General features: G+C 60.7%; 16 protein-coding genes. 8 read left to right on the top strand and 8 right to left on the bottom strand.

Features of this window, described 5'->3' with window-relative positions; genetic code table 11:
* The first annotated feature begins 56 nt into the window (after positions 1-56).
* The 6 genes from plsY to Q4S41_RS20620 all read left to right on the top strand — a co-directional run bounded on the left by plsY (position 57) and on the right by Q4S41_RS20620 (position 4,592).
* Complete coding sequence (gene plsY, locus Q4S41_RS20595; protein WP_305033020.1) at positions 57-704, top strand: glycerol-3-phosphate 1-O-acyltransferase PlsY; 648 nt, start codon at positions 57-59, stop codon at positions 702-704.
* Between the two features lie 27 nt (positions 705-731).
* On the top strand, positions 732-1,097 hold the full coding sequence (locus tag Q4S41_RS20600) for a hypothetical protein (RefSeq protein WP_305033021.1): 366 nt from the start codon (positions 732-734) through the stop codon (positions 1,095-1,097).
* Positions 1,098-1,209: 112 nt separating this feature from the next.
* Entirely contained in the window at positions 1,210-1,800 is a 591-nt protein-coding gene (locus tag Q4S41_RS20605; RefSeq protein ID WP_305033022.1) for a hypothetical protein, read from the top strand.
* A gap of 20 nt (positions 1,801-1,820) precedes the next feature.
* Entirely contained in the window at positions 1,821-2,399 is a 579-nt protein-coding gene (locus Q4S41_RS20610) for a hypothetical protein (RefSeq protein WP_305033023.1), read from the top strand.
* Between the two features lie 7 nt (positions 2,400-2,406).
* The gene (locus Q4S41_RS20615) at positions 2,407-3,171 is read left to right on the top strand and encodes a hypothetical protein (RefSeq protein WP_305033024.1); all 765 of its coding nucleotides are present in this window, start codon (positions 2,407-2,409) and stop codon (positions 3,169-3,171) included.
* 56 nt (positions 3,172-3,227) lie between these two features.
* Positions 3,228-4,592, top strand: coding sequence for a dipeptidase (locus tag Q4S41_RS20620; RefSeq protein ID WP_305033025.1), 1,365 nt, complete (start codon positions 3,228-3,230; stop codon positions 4,590-4,592).
* Positions 4,593-4,674: 82 nt separating this feature from the next.
* On the opposite strand, the gene Q4S41_RS20625 is transcribed toward Q4S41_RS20620, so the two are convergent.
* The 6 genes from Q4S41_RS20625 to Q4S41_RS20650 all read right to left on the bottom strand — a co-directional run bounded on the left by Q4S41_RS20625 (position 4,675) and on the right by Q4S41_RS20650 (position 9,279).
* On the bottom strand, positions 4,675-5,295 hold the full coding sequence (locus tag Q4S41_RS20625; RefSeq protein WP_305033026.1) for a porin family protein: 621 nt from the start codon (positions 5,293-5,295) through the stop codon (positions 4,675-4,677).
* Positions 5,296-5,428: 133 nt separating this feature from the next.
* Positions 5,429-6,010 carry a porin family protein gene (locus tag Q4S41_RS20630; RefSeq protein ID WP_305033027.1) on the bottom strand — a complete coding sequence of 194 codons (582 nt, stop codon included), beginning with the start codon at positions 6,008-6,010 and terminating at the stop codon, positions 5,429-5,431.
* A 147-nt stretch (positions 6,011-6,157) separates the two neighbouring features.
* Positions 6,158-6,739, bottom strand: coding sequence for a porin family protein (locus Q4S41_RS20635; RefSeq protein WP_305033028.1), 582 nt, complete (start codon positions 6,737-6,739; stop codon positions 6,158-6,160).
* Between the two features lie 192 nt (positions 6,740-6,931).
* Positions 6,932-7,711: a porin family protein gene (locus Q4S41_RS20640; protein WP_305033029.1), complete on the bottom strand. Its 780-nt coding sequence runs from the start codon at positions 7,709-7,711 to the stop codon at positions 6,932-6,934.
* A 138-nt stretch (positions 7,712-7,849) separates the two neighbouring features.
* Entirely contained in the window at positions 7,850-8,443 is a 594-nt protein-coding gene (locus Q4S41_RS20645; protein ID WP_305033030.1) for a porin family protein, read from the bottom strand.
* Between the two features lie 164 nt (positions 8,444-8,607).
* Positions 8,608-9,279: a porin family protein gene (locus Q4S41_RS20650; RefSeq protein WP_305033031.1), complete on the bottom strand. Its 672-nt coding sequence runs from the start codon at positions 9,277-9,279 to the stop codon at positions 8,608-8,610.
* 234 nt (positions 9,280-9,513) lie between these two features.
* On the opposite strand from Q4S41_RS20650, the gene Q4S41_RS20655 reads away from it, so the two are divergent.
* Together Q4S41_RS20655 and Q4S41_RS20660 are read left to right on the top strand one after the other, a co-directional pair.
* A complete protein-coding gene (locus Q4S41_RS20655) occupies positions 9,514-10,593 on the top strand; it encodes an acyloxyacyl hydrolase (protein WP_305033032.1) in 1,080 nt (359 codons plus the stop codon).
* Positions 10,594-10,727: 134 nt separating this feature from the next.
* The gene (locus Q4S41_RS20660) at positions 10,728-11,414 is read left to right on the top strand and encodes a hypothetical protein (RefSeq protein WP_305033033.1); all 687 of its coding nucleotides are present in this window, start codon (positions 10,728-10,730) and stop codon (positions 11,412-11,414) included.
* On the opposite strand, the gene Q4S41_RS20665 is transcribed toward Q4S41_RS20660, so the two are convergent.
* Positions 11,356-12,390 carry a quinone-dependent dihydroorotate dehydrogenase gene (locus Q4S41_RS20665; protein WP_305033034.1) on the bottom strand — a complete coding sequence of 345 codons (1,035 nt, stop codon included), beginning with the start codon at positions 12,388-12,390 and terminating at the stop codon, positions 11,356-11,358. The two genes, Q4S41_RS20660 and Q4S41_RS20665, sit on opposite strands and share 59 nt — an antisense overlap.
* A 6-nt stretch (positions 12,391-12,396) precedes the next feature.
* Entirely contained in the window at positions 12,397-13,932 is a 1,536-nt protein-coding gene (locus Q4S41_RS20670; protein ID WP_305033035.1) for a YifB family Mg chelatase-like AAA ATPase, read from the bottom strand.
* Positions 13,933-14,123: the final 191 nt, after the last annotated feature.

The raw sequence follows: 14,123 nt of genomic DNA on the forward strand, positions 1-14,123 counted from the left end.
AGAGGGGGCCGGGGGGTGAGGCGAACGTCAGAACAAGCCCCTACTTTTATCCCCGCATGAACTACCTCTACATCGCCCTCGCCCTTTTTGCCGCCTACCTGCTCGGTTCCATCCCTACGGCCCTGTGGGTAGGCCGCCGCTTCTTCAACCTGGCCGACATTCGGGAGCACGGCTCCGGCAACGCCGGCGCCACCAACACCTTCCGGGTACTGGGGCCCAAGGCGGGCTCCTTTGTGTTGTTCGTTGATGCGCTAAAGGGCTTTGTGGCGGCGTTTTTTCTGCCGCAGTGGCTGGTGGGCGAGGGCGCCATTGCGCCCGAGCACGAGCTGTACTACCGGTTGGCCTGCGGTGCGCTGGCCGTGGTGGGGCACATCTACCCGGTGTTTGCGCAGTTTCGGGGCGGCAAGGGCGTGGCCACCATCCTGGGCATGATGCTGGGCGTGGCCCCGGCCACGGTGGGCGTGTGCATCCTCGTGTTCATCGTGATGCTGCTGCTGTTCCGCTTCGTGAGCCTGGCTTCGATGACGGCCGGGGTGTGCTTCGCGCTGCTGCAATTGCTGCCCCAGTTCCGGCCGCAGCAGCCGTTTCTGGTGTGGGTGGGGTTTCTGCTGGCGGCGCTGCTCATCTACACCCACCGGGCCAATATCGGCCGGCTGCGCACCGGTACGGAAAGCCGCGTGCCGCTGCCGTGGGCGAAGAAGTAGGGGAGGGGCAGCACTCGTTAATTTCCAATGGCTGTCATTAAAGTACCCGAAGTACATAAAGAGCCCTCCGGTAAGAGTGGCATCTTACTGGAAGCCCTTGCTTGGGTTTTGGAGAAAATGCTGCCGCTCAAAGCCAGCCCCGATTACGATGGGCGTATGCGAATGGTCAGCTACTGGCTGGTTGAGATAGACGAGGATGGGTACCCAATGCGCGAGGTTGGATTCACCGCGCAACATGAGCCCATTCTGTTTGCGCCAACCACTCGCAATTATGGCTTATGGACGGATTCCGACCGTGTTTTCTCTCGGGATGAGTTTGAAGAGCGGGCTAATTTCCCCTTCGATGCTATTTGGAACAAGCTGCTTAAGAATTCCAAGCAGGTGCCGCTGTAAGTACAGCTGTGCTTTGAGCGGCATTCCGGCGAAGAGTTATTGAGCTGGCGCAGGCCGGCCATGGGAGAGACCTGAACCGTATAAGTAAGCTCCACCAATCACGCCTTGCCTTATGCTACGTTCTGCCCTTTTGGCCGTGTGCGGCCTACTGCTGATGCGCCCGGCCACTGCTCAAACCTCTCCGCCACCCACAGCCAGCCGCTCGGTAGCGGCGCCCGTGGGCTACAACTGGCAGTTGCTGCCCGAAGTGAATGCGGCCGTGCTCAAGCCCTTCACCTGGAACTACAAGGCCGAAGCCAGCCGCGACGCGCAAGCCTATTTCGTGACGCGGGAGAAGATTGTGGGCAACGGTCAGTTCCAAACCGGCTTGTCGCTGAATGTGGTGCGGCGCATCAGCGTTCGGTCTAAGCAGGCGGCTGATGCCTACGCCCGGGCCTTCAGCGCCCGCACCGGCCGCGGGGCAGGCATGCAGGTGCTGGGCCAGGAAACCAAGGCGCAAGGGCCGTTGCGCCTCTACGGCGTGCGCTACCGTGTGGCCAATGCGGGGGCCAACGCCAAAATCATCCAGCAGTGGGCCATTGCTAACACCACCACCGACACCTTCTACCTGCTGCTCTTCGAAAGCCCCGAAAAAGACTGGCCGTTGGCCTGGAAATTCGGCGAGGAGATGATAAAGCAGCTGCGGCTCGATGCAAAAGTCTAGCGGGCGCTAGCTTCGCCGGCATGTTTCGCTTTCTTCTCGTTTCGGTGGTGGCTTTGCTGCTGGTGCAGCCCGCCGCCGCCCAGCGCTACGACACCAAATTGGCCGCGCCGCCCACCGGGTTCCGCTGGCAGCCGCTGCCCGAAAGCAAGGCCGCTGCGTTGTTGCCCACCGGCTGGTACTACCGGGCCGAGGCGCAGAAAGGTGGCGCTACCTACTACCTCACGCAGGAAGAAATAGGCGAGAGCGGCGAGTTCCAGACCGGCCTCTCGCTGCAGGTGGTGCGCAAGGCCAAAACCCAGACCCGGCGCCCCGCCCCCGAGTACGCTGAACTGCTAATGATGCGAACCGGTTTCGGCCGAGGTCAGCAGCAGCTGGAAAAAGCGTCCGCCGTCGAAGGCTCTTGGCGCAAATGGACCGTGCGCTACCGCGATGCCCCGCCCGACGCCGAGTCCCGCGTGGTGTATCAGTTGGCCCTGGCCAATGCCAAAACCGACACGCTCTACCTACTCACCTTCGAGAGCCCCGAAAAAGACTGGGCCGAAGCCTGGAAGCTGGGCGAGGTGATGGTGCACGAACTGGTGCTGGATTCACGCTTATAAACCGCCGATGAAAACTCGATTTTTGCTCGCCTTCCTGCTTTGGGTCGCTCTGGGTGGCCCGGCGGCCCGTGCTCAGCCCACTACCGCCCGCGCCGCCTTTGCTTCCGACGAGGCAGCGGCCCGGCACAAGGCTGCCTTCGCAGTAGCGGTGCGCAAGGCCGGCTTCAAACGACCCGCCGACGGCTACTACTACAAGTCCCGCATCGACGTGACCAAAGAAGCGGACCTGCGACGCGCCGGCATCGATTTGCGGGCCATGGAGCGGTTCATTCGCATCGACGGAGCGGCCCCCTACGAGGAGTCTTCCTTATTCGCTGACGTGGTGGTGCGCGGCACGGTGCTCCGTCTGGTCACCGATTCGAGTCGCAACGTATGCTACCACTCCCGCTACACCATCCGGGTAGCCGAAACCTGGCAGGGACGGCCCGCCGATACCGTTGTGGTGCGCCTGGTGACCGGGCCGATTGGCGACGGCCTCGGCATAACGTATGCCGGGGCGCCGCGCATCAAGGTTGGCGAAGACGCCATTTTCCACCTACGCTACGTTGATTTTGCCGCGGACGAGGAAACCAAAAAGCTAGGCTCTCCCTTCGGCACCAATAATGCCACCCCCGGCGACTTTCTGCTGATGCTAGCCTCGCCCGTGCAGGGCGAAGGCGTGCTGAGTAGCCACGACCAGCGCACCGTGACCCCGCTGGCCGACCTGCGCCGTCGCCTTCGGAGCATTGCCGCCATCCTCGACAAGGAGCATTTCTACCAAAAAGAGTTTTGAGACGGCGGCCTGCTACTTTTACCTCCGCATTCCCAACCCCTAAAATTCCGCTCCGCATGGCCAATTACCTCGCCGATAACCAAACCCGCTTCCTCGATGAGCTCATGGACTGGCTCCGCATCCCGTCCGTGTCGGCCGACCCCAAGTTCCACGGCGACGTGCTGAATGCCGCCGATTTTCTCAAAACCCGCCTCGAAGAAGCCGGCGTGCAGAACGTCGAAATCTGCCCCACGGCCGGCAACCCCATTGTATACGGCGACTACATCGTGAGCTCCGAGGCCAAAACCGTCCTCGTGTACGGCCATTACGACGTGCAGCCCGCCGACCCCTACGAGCTGTGGACTTCGCCGCCCTTCGAGCCGGTGATTAAGGACGAGAAAATCTACGCCCGCGGCGCCTGCGACGACAAAGGCCAGGTCTACATGCACGTCAAGGCCTTCGAGATGATGATGCGCGACGGCCAGGGCGGGGTGCCCTGCAACATCAAGTTCATGTTCGAGGGCGAGGAAGAAATTGGGTCCAACAACCTCGAAATCTTCGTGAAGGCCAACAAGGAGAAGCTGAAAGCCGACGTCATCCTCATCTCCGACACCGGCATTCTGGCCAACGACGTGCCCAGCATCGAGGTGGGCCTGCGCGGCCTGAGCTACCACGAAGTGACCGTGACCGGCCCCAACCGCGACCTGCACTCCGGTCTCTACGGCGGCGCCGTGCAAAACCCCATCAATGCGCTGTGCGAGATGATTGCCAGCCTGCACGACGCCAACGGCCACATCACCATCCCCGGCTTCTACGACAACGTGGACGAGCTGAGCGCCGACGAGCGCGCCGAAATGGCCAAAGCCCCGTTCTCCGAAGAGGAGTTTAAGCAAAGCATTGGCCTGCCCGACAGCTACGGCGAGAAAGGATACAGCAGCATGGAGCGCACCAGCATCCGCCCCACGCTCGACGTGAACGGCATCTGGGGCGGCTACACCGGCGAGGGTGCCAAAACCGTCATCGCCTCGCAGGCCCACGCCAAAATATCGATGCGCCTGGTGCCCCACCAGACTTCGGCCGAAATCACCGAGAAATTCCGGAAGCACTTCGAAAGCATCGCCCCGCAGGGCGTGACGGTGGAAGTGCGCCCCCACCACGGCGGCGAGCCCGTGGTGACGCCCACCAACTCGGTAGCCTACAAAGCCGCCGCCGACGCCATGGAAACTACCTTTGGCAAGCGCCCGGTGCCCACACGCGGCGGCGGCTCCATCCCCATTGTGGCCATGTTCAAGTCGGAGCTGGGCCTCGATACTGTCCTGCTCGGCTTCGGGCTCGACTCGGACGCCATTCACTCGCCCAACGAGCATTTCGGCGTGTTCAACTTCCTGAAGGGCATCGAAACCATCCCGCACTTCTACCGCAACTACGCGGCGGCCGAGTAAGGCAAAAGCAGTCCATGATAAAACCAAAACGCCCGGCTTCTGCGCAGAAGCCGGGCGTTTTGCGTGGCGCGCATCAGGCGCGCTACTCGCCGCCAAATAAGTAGCCTGCCTGAAACTGGAAAACCGAATTGCGGCGTTGCGTGGTGTTGTAGGAGTTGGTGCCCAGGATACCGCCGTTGTAGCGCGCGCCCAGCTCCCAACGCTCGCGCAGCTGGTAGCCCACGCCCACCACAAAGCCCACATCGAGCCGGCGTAGCCCTTCGGTGCTGCTGTAAGTGGTGCTAACCGGCGTTGGAATGGAACTGGAGCTGCGCGTTTCGGTGCCTTTCGCGCTCAGCAGGTAGCCGGCCTGCGGGCCGGCCTCAGCAAAGAAGCTGCTCAGTTTCAGGCGTAGCAGCACGGGCAAGTCAAGATAATTGCTGCGAAACACGTAGCTGTATGTATAGCCGCCCGGCCCACTTCCCTCGAAGCGCTGGCCCTTTTGCGAAAACAGCAGTTCCGGGTGCAGCGAGAGCTTTTCGCTCAGCATAGCATCGGCCATCAGCCCGGCCGTGGCGCCCACTTTGTTGCGCATGCCGGTAACGTCGAAGTCGGTCTGGCGGGCCAGGCTCACGCCCGCTTTCAGGCCGTAGCGAATGGTTTGGCCGCAAGCTGCGCCCGCCAGACTGAGAAGGGCGCCGAGGGAAAGGAGTGTTTTAAACATGTAGAAAAGGAAAGGTGGAAGGAATAGGCTTGAAACTACCGAAGGCAAGTAAATATTGCCTCCGGCGCTGTGCACGCAAAAGCCCGGTTTTTACTGCGGAAACCGGGCTTTTTGCGAAGGTGCGAACCAACGATTACCCGCCGAACGAATACGTCAGGTACAGCTGAAACGCGCTGTTGCGGATGTTGTTTTGCACCGTCACGTTGCCCACCGTGAAGGATTTTTCAATGTTGGTGAAGCCGCCGTTGTAGCGCAAGCCAATGCCCAGGCCGGTTTTGCGCTGGTAGCCCAGGCCCGCCAGGTAGCCAAAATCCACGGTATTGTAACTGCTTCTGATGTCCGTGGACGTGTTGCCCGTTTTGGCCTTGGCCGCCAGCAGGAAGCCTACTTGGGGCCCGGCCTCAAAGAATAGTCCGTCGGCATTGACGTGGAAAGCCAGGGGTACATCAAGGTAATGCAGCCGGAAGTCCACCACACCGAGGTCCGAACCTTTCTGGGAATACAGAACTTCCGGCTGGAAAGCGAACAGCTTAGTGAGCCCAATATTGGCGAAGCCCCCCGCGTGAAACCCAAAGACGTAGGTTTGGTTGGGCGCTTGCGTGCCCACAAACGAGGAATAGGTCGGGCCTGCCTTCAGGCCCAACGACACATCCTGAGCCCGCGCCGCGCCCGCCACGCCGGCCAGCAGGGCGAGAGTAAAAACAATTTTTTTCATAGATAATAAGTGGATGGATAGGTGCCGCAAAGCTACGCCGCCCCTTCGCCCCCGGCGCCCGGCTACGGCCCCTCTCAACGGCAAAAGCCCGGTTTCCATCATGGAAACCGGGCTTTTGTCGAAAGTGATATGGTGCCGCCGGGCCGCTTAGCCGCCAAACGAGTACGCCAGTACCACCCACACGGCGCTCGACTTGAACTTGCCCGCGCCCAGCACCGTCGAGGTGTTGCTCTTAAAGATGTTGGAGGCGCCGCCGTCGTAGCGCACGCCCAGCGACGGGCCTTTGCCGAAGCGGTAGCCCACGCCGGCCATGTAGTTGAGCACAACGCTGTTCAGCTCGCTCTTGGTGTCGGCCGCGTCCTCGTTCACGGCCTTGATGGGAAAGCCCACTTCCGGACCGGCTTCGAAATACAAGCCACTGAGGTGGTAGCGCACCAGCAGCGGCACATCGATGGACGAGATGTCGCGGTTCAGGTTCGCGTCGTTCGACGTGTCGAAGTAGCGCTTGCTGTACAGCACTTCCGGGTGGAAGGATACCTTTTCCGACACGTTAAAATCGGCCGTCAGGCCCGCCTGGTACGCCGAATGGCTCACCGACGTGTACTGGTTGTTGCTCAGAATCCGGTCGCGGCCGTAGCCCACGGTGACGCCGAACGTAGTGGCGTTCTGGGCCTGGGCGGCCCCGAAGGCGCCCATCAGCAGGGCCAGGGTGATGATGGTTCTTTTCATATCAATGCGCAAAGATGAAGATTAGATGAAGTTGATTATGTGGTGGTTATGTTTGTAATGCTTATACTAGCGCTTGCTGACAATGGTTGTGGGAAGCGCCTGCCAGCCTCTGAAGCGCTGCCTGCAGTGGCGGGCACAAAAAAAGCCCGGCACTGCGGGCAGTACCGGGCTATTCCGAAAGTATTTAGCGACTTATTTGCCGCCGAAGGCGTAACCGGCCTGCAACTGGAACACGGAGTTGTGCAAGTTGGGGTTGGTAAACTTGCTCCCGAAAGCCTGGTAGGGTTTGTAGGCATCGGCCGTGCCCATGCCGTCCTTGTACACCTGCGAAATATCGCCGCTGTACCGCACGTTCAGGCTCAGCCCGTTAGTGAGTTGGTAGCCCAGGCCCACCGCGTAGCCAACGACGACCTTGTTGAAATCGTCGGTGCTGGTGCCAACGGCCACCGCCGGCAAGCTGGTAGGCGTCGGCGAGGCGTTCGCGTTGTTGCGCTGGTCGCCCATCAGCACCACGGTGGCTTTGTCGCCGCTGTCGATGAAACCGCGCTGGGCAATGAGAAAGCTGCCTTGTGGGCCAAACTCGAAAAACAACCCGGAACCGTCGCTGCCGCCGGTGTTCACGCGCACCAGCAAAGGCACGTCGATGTAGCTCAGCGTCTGGCCGAAAGTACCCGAAACGGAGTTCGAGTTTTTGAATACTGAGGCATCGCTGTTGCTGCTGCCCGAGTAGTCGAGCTTGGCGCCTTTCTGCGAATACAGCAGCTCGGGCTGGATGGAAATCAAATCCGAAAGCGGAAAGTTGAACGTGGCCCCGGCACTAAAGCCATATTTCGATTTGGTATCCTTTTTATCGGTGCCTGTGAAACTGGCCAGGTTGGCGCCGCCTTTAAGGCCGATGCGGAAGCCGCTTTGGGCGTGCGCAGCACTGGTCAGGCCCATCAGCACCGCCAAGGAAAGCATTGGTTTTTTCATTGTAGCATTAAAAAATAAAGGTAGACCCGAAGCTATAGCGTAACTCGCTACCGGAATCGGGTGGAGACAAACCGTTTCCAAAAAAAAAGCCCGGCGCTGCCTGCAGCGCCGGGCTTTTTCCAGAAGGCGTTTTGCGATTTAGTTGCCGCCAAACGAGTAGCCTACCTGGAATTGGAACACCGAGTTGCGCGTCTTCGCGCCGCCCGACGGGTCGCTCAGGTCGGAGATGCCACCGTTGTAGCGAACACCGAATTCCAGGCCCTGCTCCAGGCGGTAGCCTAGGCCGGCGATGTAGCCAATGTCTACTTTGCGGGTGCCGTCGGTGCTGGTGTTGGAGCCCGTGCCCAGGAAGGGGTAGTTGGTATACTCGTTCTTCTGGTTAATCAGAAAGCCAACCTGCGGGCCCGCTTCGAAGAACAAGCCGTCGGCCTTCACGCGCAGCAACAGCGGAACGTCGAGGTAGCCCGTGCGCTGCTGCAGTTTGATGTTGCCGCTTTCCAGCTTGGCGCCCTTCTGCGAGTACAGCAGCTCGGGGTGGAACGACAGCAGGTCGCTGAAGCTGATGTCAGCCATCAGGCCCGCATTGAAGCCTACAATATTTTTAGCATCGCCCGAGCCATCGCCGGAGACGTTCGACAAGTTGACGCCGGCTTTTACGCCAATGGTAGCCTGGGCCGAGGCCGTGGCCGAAATGCCAGCGGCCAACGCGAGTGATAGAATTACTTTTTTCATGGGTTTGAAGAAAAAAAGTGTGAAAGGTGAAGTGTGGCGCAAAGCTAAGGGAAAATGTTTCGGCTATGGAGATTAGTATAGTCGGAATTGAATTATGGAATGAATAAATAAAAAAAACGCCCGGCTTCGCAAGAAGCCGGGCGTTTCTGCCGGGAAAGCGGTTCTTAGTTGCCGCCGAAGAGGTAGTGCACCTGGAACTGGAAAACCGAGTTGTGAATGTTGGGGTTGGAAATCGTGACCCCGCCCACCGTAGTGCTTTGGTCCTTGGCTACTTGCGAGAAATCGCCGGTGTAGCGCACGCCCAGGCCCAGGCCGCTCGTGATTTGGTAGCCGAGGCCGGCCACGTAGCCAATCACCACTTTATTGAGCTGGTCGGTGGAGGTATCGGAGGAGCCAACTTGTTTTCCACTGCCGTCTTCCGTGAAGGAGCGCTGGTGCATCACGAAGCTGCCTTGCGGGCCTGCTTCGAAAAACAAGCCTTTGCCGTCGTCGCCCGTGTTCACTTTCAGCAGGATGGGAACATCGATGTAGCCGAGGGTGGATTTGTAGGTTCCGTCGGTTTTAACCGTCGTGCCGGACAGGTAGGTGGCGCCGTCGCGCGAGCCGCCCTTTTGCGAGTACAGCAATTCCCCTTGCACGGAGAACATATCGGTGAAACCGTAGTTGAGCAAGCCGCCAGCCGCAAAGCCCGCCTTGTACTCCGAGCCTTTCGAATCAGCGCCGGAGAACGTAGCCATGTTGAAACCGCCTTTCAGACCCAGTTTCAAACCGGTTTGAGCGTTAGCAGCACCAGCCATACCCAGGAGCATTGCCAATGATAGAATTGTTTTTTTCATGATAATAAGAATGATAAGGTGAATTCTGAAGGAATTCTAAAGAGCAACAGAATCGGGGCTTATAGCGGCTAGAACGGGGCGCGGGTTGCGCAAATCATATTAATTTTTTGCTTGTAGCGCACCCTCCTGCCAGTCGTATTTTTGACCTTGGGCCGGCACGCACAGTTTCTCAATGGATTATTTGCCATGAAGTATTATACAAGCTCGATATTGATGCCGGCGATATTTCTTTCGTTGGTCGCTGAAGCGCAGGCCCAAACCGTTGATACCACTGCCGTGCTGGCGGCCGCCCCGCCCGCGCCCTTTGTGGTGGGGGCCTACGCGCAGGGCAGCATCATCATGGCGCACACGTATGCCATCCGGCACCTGGTGGCGTCGCACCCCACGGGCTTCGAGGTGAACCTGCAGCGCCAGACCACCGGCGCGGCGGCCTGGCACGGCTGGTATAAGTACCCTAAAATCGGCCTGGCGCTCACCTACTACGACTTTCACAATCCCATTCTGGGCTACGCTTTTTCGGCCAGTCCTTACATCAGCAAGACGTTTTCGCGGGGCGAAAAGCACGATTTCAGCTTCCGCCTCGGCGCCGGCCTGGCCTACCTCACCAACCCCTACAACCAAGAAACCAACCACAAAAACACCATCGCCAGCTCGGCCCTGAACGCCACGCTGCAGTTTCGGTTCGAGTACGACTACGCCCTCACGCCGCACCTGGGCCTGCTGGTGGGCGCTGGCCTGAACCACTACTCCAACGGCGCCACCACCAAGCCCAACTTCGGCGTGAACCTGCCCTCGGTGGTGCTGGGGCTGAACTACCACGAGCAGCGCCACCCGCTCCAGGCCAACCCCAACGCGCCGGCGCCGGCCGATGTGGGCAAGCTGTTCTACAACGTGAGCACCAGCCTGGGCTACAAGCAGCGCACCGAAGGCGACAAGCAGAAATACCTCGTCAGCTCCGTGACGCTGGCCGTGGGCCGCCGCATGAACCGCAAGTCCAACCTGCTGCTGGGCCTCGAAGGCTTCAACGACCGCAGCCTGAAAGCGACCCTGAACGACACCACCCGCGCCGGCGGCACGCAGCCCGACGTGAAAAAGGCGGGCGTTTTCCTGGGCCACGAGCTGCTGTTTGGCCGGCTGGCGTTCGATTCGCACCTGGGCTTCTACGTGTACGCGCCTTACAAATCGAGCACGCCCTACTACGAGCGGCTGGGCCTGAAGTATCACTTTACCAAACTACTCTTCGGCGCCATCGACCTAAAAATCCACCGCGGCGCGGCCGATGTTATCGAGTTCAAAGTAGGGGCGAAGCTGTAGCGGCCCCGCGGCGGCATCCGCCCTAAACAACGGTTCGGCGGGCTGATTCGACGTTTCGGCAACATCCGCATGAACGAAGCCTGCCGGGCTTTCCATCTTTAGGCCGTGGCTCAGCAAGAGCCGCGCCCGGTGCTATGGAAACGTTTTTTACAGTCAACCGCTACGTGCACATTCTGGCGGGCTTCACAGGTTTTTTTGTGGCGCCGGTGGCGCTGGCGGTGCGCAAGGGCGGCCCGGCACACAAGCGGTGGGGCAAGGTGTTTTTCTGGGCCATGGCCGTGGCCGGCACCACGGCGCTGGTGGGCGCGCAGCACATCCATAGCCTTTTCCTGCTGCTTACGGCGGTTTTTAGCCTCTACATGGCAGCGTTCGGCTACCGCTCCCTGTTTCTGAAACACTTGGCCTGGGACGCCCAAGTGGCGGCCTTCGATTGGGCCGTGGCTGGTATTGGCTTAGTGGTGTTCCTGGGCACGGTGGGCTATGCCGTGATAGCGCGCAACATTCCGGTGGGTGTGTTCGGCGGCATTGGGGCGGCCACGGCCGCACGCCAACTGCGCGGCTACGCCAACGCCGGCCGCTGGGCCAAGAACCAGTGGCTGCTCAACCACATTTCCGGGTTCATGGCTTCGTACATCGCGGCGGTGTCGGCGTTTTCGGTCACCAGCCTGCACTTCATTCCATTCCCCTACAATTTCCTGTGGCCCACGGCGCTGGGCGTGCCCGTCATTGCGTGGTGGCAGCGCCGGGTGCGCGGGCAGCGCGTTACGCTGGCACCAGGCTCCGATTTATCCGGCTCACCAGCGCCGGCCCTTCGTAAATAAAGCCGGTGTAGAGCTGAATCAGCGAGGCGCCAGCCGCTAGCTTCTCCTGCGCATCGGCGGCCGAGTGGATGCCGCCCGCGCCGATGATGGGCAGCGCCCCGCCGGATTTCTGGTACAGGTAGCGAATGACTTCGGTGGCCCGCGCCCGCAACGGCCGCCCGCTCAGCCCACCCGCGCCCAGCGAGGCCACATAGCCCGGCTCGGTGCTCAGGTCGGCCCGGCTGATGGTGGTGTTAGTAGCCACCAAGCCGCTGAGCTGGGTTTCGTGGGCTATTTCCAGGATGTCGTCGAGCTGCGAATCGGTGAGGTCGGGCGCGATTTTGAGTAGCAGGGGGCGCGGCTGGGCGCGGCTCAGATTGCGGGCCTGTACCTGCTGTAGCAGCTCAATAAGCGGCTTTTTTTCCTGGAGCTGACGCAGGTTGGGCGTGTTGGGCGAGCTCACGTTCACCACAAAATAGTCGACTTCCTCCGCCAGCGCCTCGAAGCAGGCCACGTAATCGTCGGCGGCGCGCTCGTTGGGCGTGTCCTTGTTCTTGCCGATGTTGCCGCCGATGATGAGCGGCCGGTTGCGCCGCCGGGCCAGGCGGTCCGCCACGGCCGCCGCGCCCTCGTTGTTGAAGCCCATGCGGTTCACCAGGGCCTCGTCCTGCGGCAGCCGGAACAGGCGCGGCTGCGGATTGCCGGGTTGCGGCCGGGGCGTCACCGTCCCAATTTCCACGAAGCCGAAGCCCAGCGTGGCCAGCTCATCCGTCAGGGCCGCGTTCTTGTCGAACCCCGCCGCCAGCCCTACTGGGTTCGGAAATTTCAGCCCGAAAACCTCCCGAGCCAGGCCGGGATGCTGAAAATCATAGAGCCCGCGCAGCAGAGCTTGGGTGCCGGGCACCCGAGCCGCGCGGCGCAGGTTATCGAAAACCAGGTGGTGGGCGCGCTCGGCGTCGAGGTTGAAGAGGAGGGGTTTGACGAGGGCTTTGTACATGGTGGGTTAGCCCGCCCAGCCTTCGCGGTCGAGGCTGCGGTACTGAATGGCTTCGGCCAGATGGTTTATTTCAATGTCTTCGGTGCCGGCCAGGTCGGCAATGGTGCGGGCCACTTTCAGAATCCGGTCGTAGGCGCGGGCCGAAAGGCCGAGGCGCTCCATGGCCGTCTTCAGCAGCGTGCGGCCTTCCTCACTGATGGCGCAAATGTCCTTCACCATCTGCGGGGGCATCATGGCGTTGGAATGGATGTCGGCGTAGTCCCGAAAGCGGGTTTCCTGCACGGCGCGGGCCTTGTCCACGCGCGGCTGGATGTCGGCGCTGGTTTCGGCCTTGCGCGTTTCCGTCATCTGGTCGAAGGTCACGGGCGTCACTTCCACGTGCAGGTCGATGCGGTCGAGCAGCGGGCCGGATACCTTGTTCAAATACTTCTGCACCACGCCGGGGCCGCACACGCACTCCTTCTCTGGGTGGTTGTAATAGCCGCACGGGCACGGATTCATGCTGGCAATGAGCATAAAATTGGCCGGAAACTCAATGCTGACCTTGGCCCGCGAAATCGTCACGCGGCGTTCCTCCAGCGGCTGGCGCATCACCTCCAGCACAGTACGCTTAAACTCGGGCAGCTCGTCCAGAAACAGCACGCCGTTGTGGGCCAGCGAGATTTCGCCCGGCTGCGGGTTGCCGCCGCCGCCCACCAGCGCCACGTCCGAAATGGTGTGGTGCGGTGCCCGAAAGGGCCGGCTGCTCAGCAGGCCCCCGCCGCCCAGCTTGCCGGCCACGGAGTGGATTTTGGTGGTTTCCAGGGCTTCCTGCATGCTCAGCGGCGGCAAGATGCTAGGCAGACGCTTGGCCAGCATGGTTTTGCCTGCGCCGGGTGGGCCAATCATAATCACGTTGTGGCCGCCGGCCGCCGCTATTTCCAGCGCCCGCTTGATGTTTTCCTGGCCCTGCACGTCGGCAAAATCGGCCGTGTATTTATTGACAGCGTGCTGAAATAGCTCACGGGTGTCGACGGTGGTGGGCGTGATGTCCAGCCGGCCCTCGAAGAAGTCGATGGCTTCCTGCATGCTGGTCACGGCAATCACGTCGAGGTTGTTCACAATGGCCGCTTCTTCGGCGTTGGCCTTGGGCAGAATGATGCCCTTGAAGCCTTCTTTGCGGGCCTGAATGGCGATGGGTAGTACACCCTTGATGGGCCGCAGCTCGCCATCGAGCGACATTTCGCCCATAATCACATACTCCGGCAGCCGTTCTGTCGTCAGCTGCTGCGAGGCGTGCAGAATGCCGAGCGCAATGGGCAGGTCATAAGCTGCGCCCTCCTTGCGGATGTCGGCGGGGGCCATGTTCACCACGGTTTTGGTGCGCGGCATGCGGTAGCCGCGGAACTTCAGCGCCGCTTCAATGCGCTGCTGGCTCTCCTTAATGGCATTGTCGGGCAAGCCCACCACGTTGAACCCCGTTCCGGCCGAAACCACCACTTCGATGATGATGGTGTAGGCGTTGACGCCCTGCACGGCCGAGCCGAAGGTTTTAGTGAGCATGGAACGAGGTAGAGGCTAACAAGTGAAGCTGAAACGTTTGGCGAAGTTAGCGACGCGGCTGCGCTCAATCGAGCACATAGCTGAGCTGGTCAACTTTCCGGATTTTCTATTTCCGCGGCATTAGCCAGGTTGCTTTTGAATTATATTTTTTATTTCTTGAATAATAGCGTATTTCTACGGGGCTGCTGTTT

The organism is Hymenobacter convexus, from assembly GCF_030580955.1.
Taxonomy (GTDB): domain Bacteria; phylum Bacteroidota; class Bacteroidia; order Cytophagales; family Hymenobacteraceae; genus Hymenobacter.

Bases quoted from the DNA above. Each gene is read 5' to 3' on its own strand.
- Q4S41_RS20670 (WP_305033035.1), bottom strand. From the start codon at position 13,932: ATGCTCACTAAAACCTTCGGCTCGGCCGTGCAGGGCGTCAACGCCTAC.
- Q4S41_RS20620 (WP_305033025.1), top strand. From the start codon at position 3,228: ATGGCCAATTACCTCGCCGATAACCAAACCCGCTTCCTCGATGAGCTC.
- Q4S41_RS20645 (WP_305033030.1), bottom strand. From the start codon at position 8,443: ATGAAAAAAGTAATTCTATCACTCGCGTTGGCCGCTGGCATTTCGGCC.
- Q4S41_RS20665 (WP_305033034.1), bottom strand. From the start codon at position 12,390: ATGTACAAAGCCCTCGTCAAACCCCTCCTCTTCAACCTCGACGCCGAG.
- Q4S41_RS20605 (WP_305033022.1), top strand. From the start codon at position 1,210: ATGCTACGTTCTGCCCTTTTGGCCGTGTGCGGCCTACTGCTGATGCGC.
- Q4S41_RS20640 (WP_305033029.1), bottom strand. From the start codon at position 7,711: ATGAAAAAACCAATGCTTTCCTTGGCGGTGCTGATGGGCCTGACCAGT.
- plsY (WP_305033020.1), top strand. From the start codon at position 57: ATGAACTACCTCTACATCGCCCTCGCCCTTTTTGCCGCCTACCTGCTC.
- Q4S41_RS20660 (WP_305033033.1), top strand. From the start codon at position 10,728: ATGGAAACGTTTTTTACAGTCAACCGCTACGTGCACATTCTGGCGGGC.
- Q4S41_RS20615 (WP_305033024.1), top strand. From the start codon at position 2,407: ATGAAAACTCGATTTTTGCTCGCCTTCCTGCTTTGGGTCGCTCTGGGT.
- Q4S41_RS20630 (WP_305033027.1), bottom strand. From the start codon at position 6,010: ATGAAAAAAATTGTTTTTACTCTCGCCCTGCTGGCCGGCGTGGCGGGC.
- Q4S41_RS20650 (WP_305033031.1), bottom strand. From the start codon at position 9,279: ATGAAAAAAACAATTCTATCATTGGCAATGCTCCTGGGTATGGCTGGT.
- Q4S41_RS20600 (WP_305033021.1), top strand. From the start codon at position 732: ATGGCTGTCATTAAAGTACCCGAAGTACATAAAGAGCCCTCCGGTAAG.
- Q4S41_RS20610 (WP_305033023.1), top strand. From the start codon at position 1,821: ATGTTTCGCTTTCTTCTCGTTTCGGTGGTGGCTTTGCTGCTGGTGCAG.
- Q4S41_RS20625 (WP_305033026.1), bottom strand. From the start codon at position 5,295: ATGTTTAAAACACTCCTTTCCCTCGGCGCCCTTCTCAGTCTGGCGGGC.
- Q4S41_RS20635 (WP_305033028.1), bottom strand. From the start codon at position 6,739: ATGAAAAGAACCATCATCACCCTGGCCCTGCTGATGGGCGCCTTCGGG.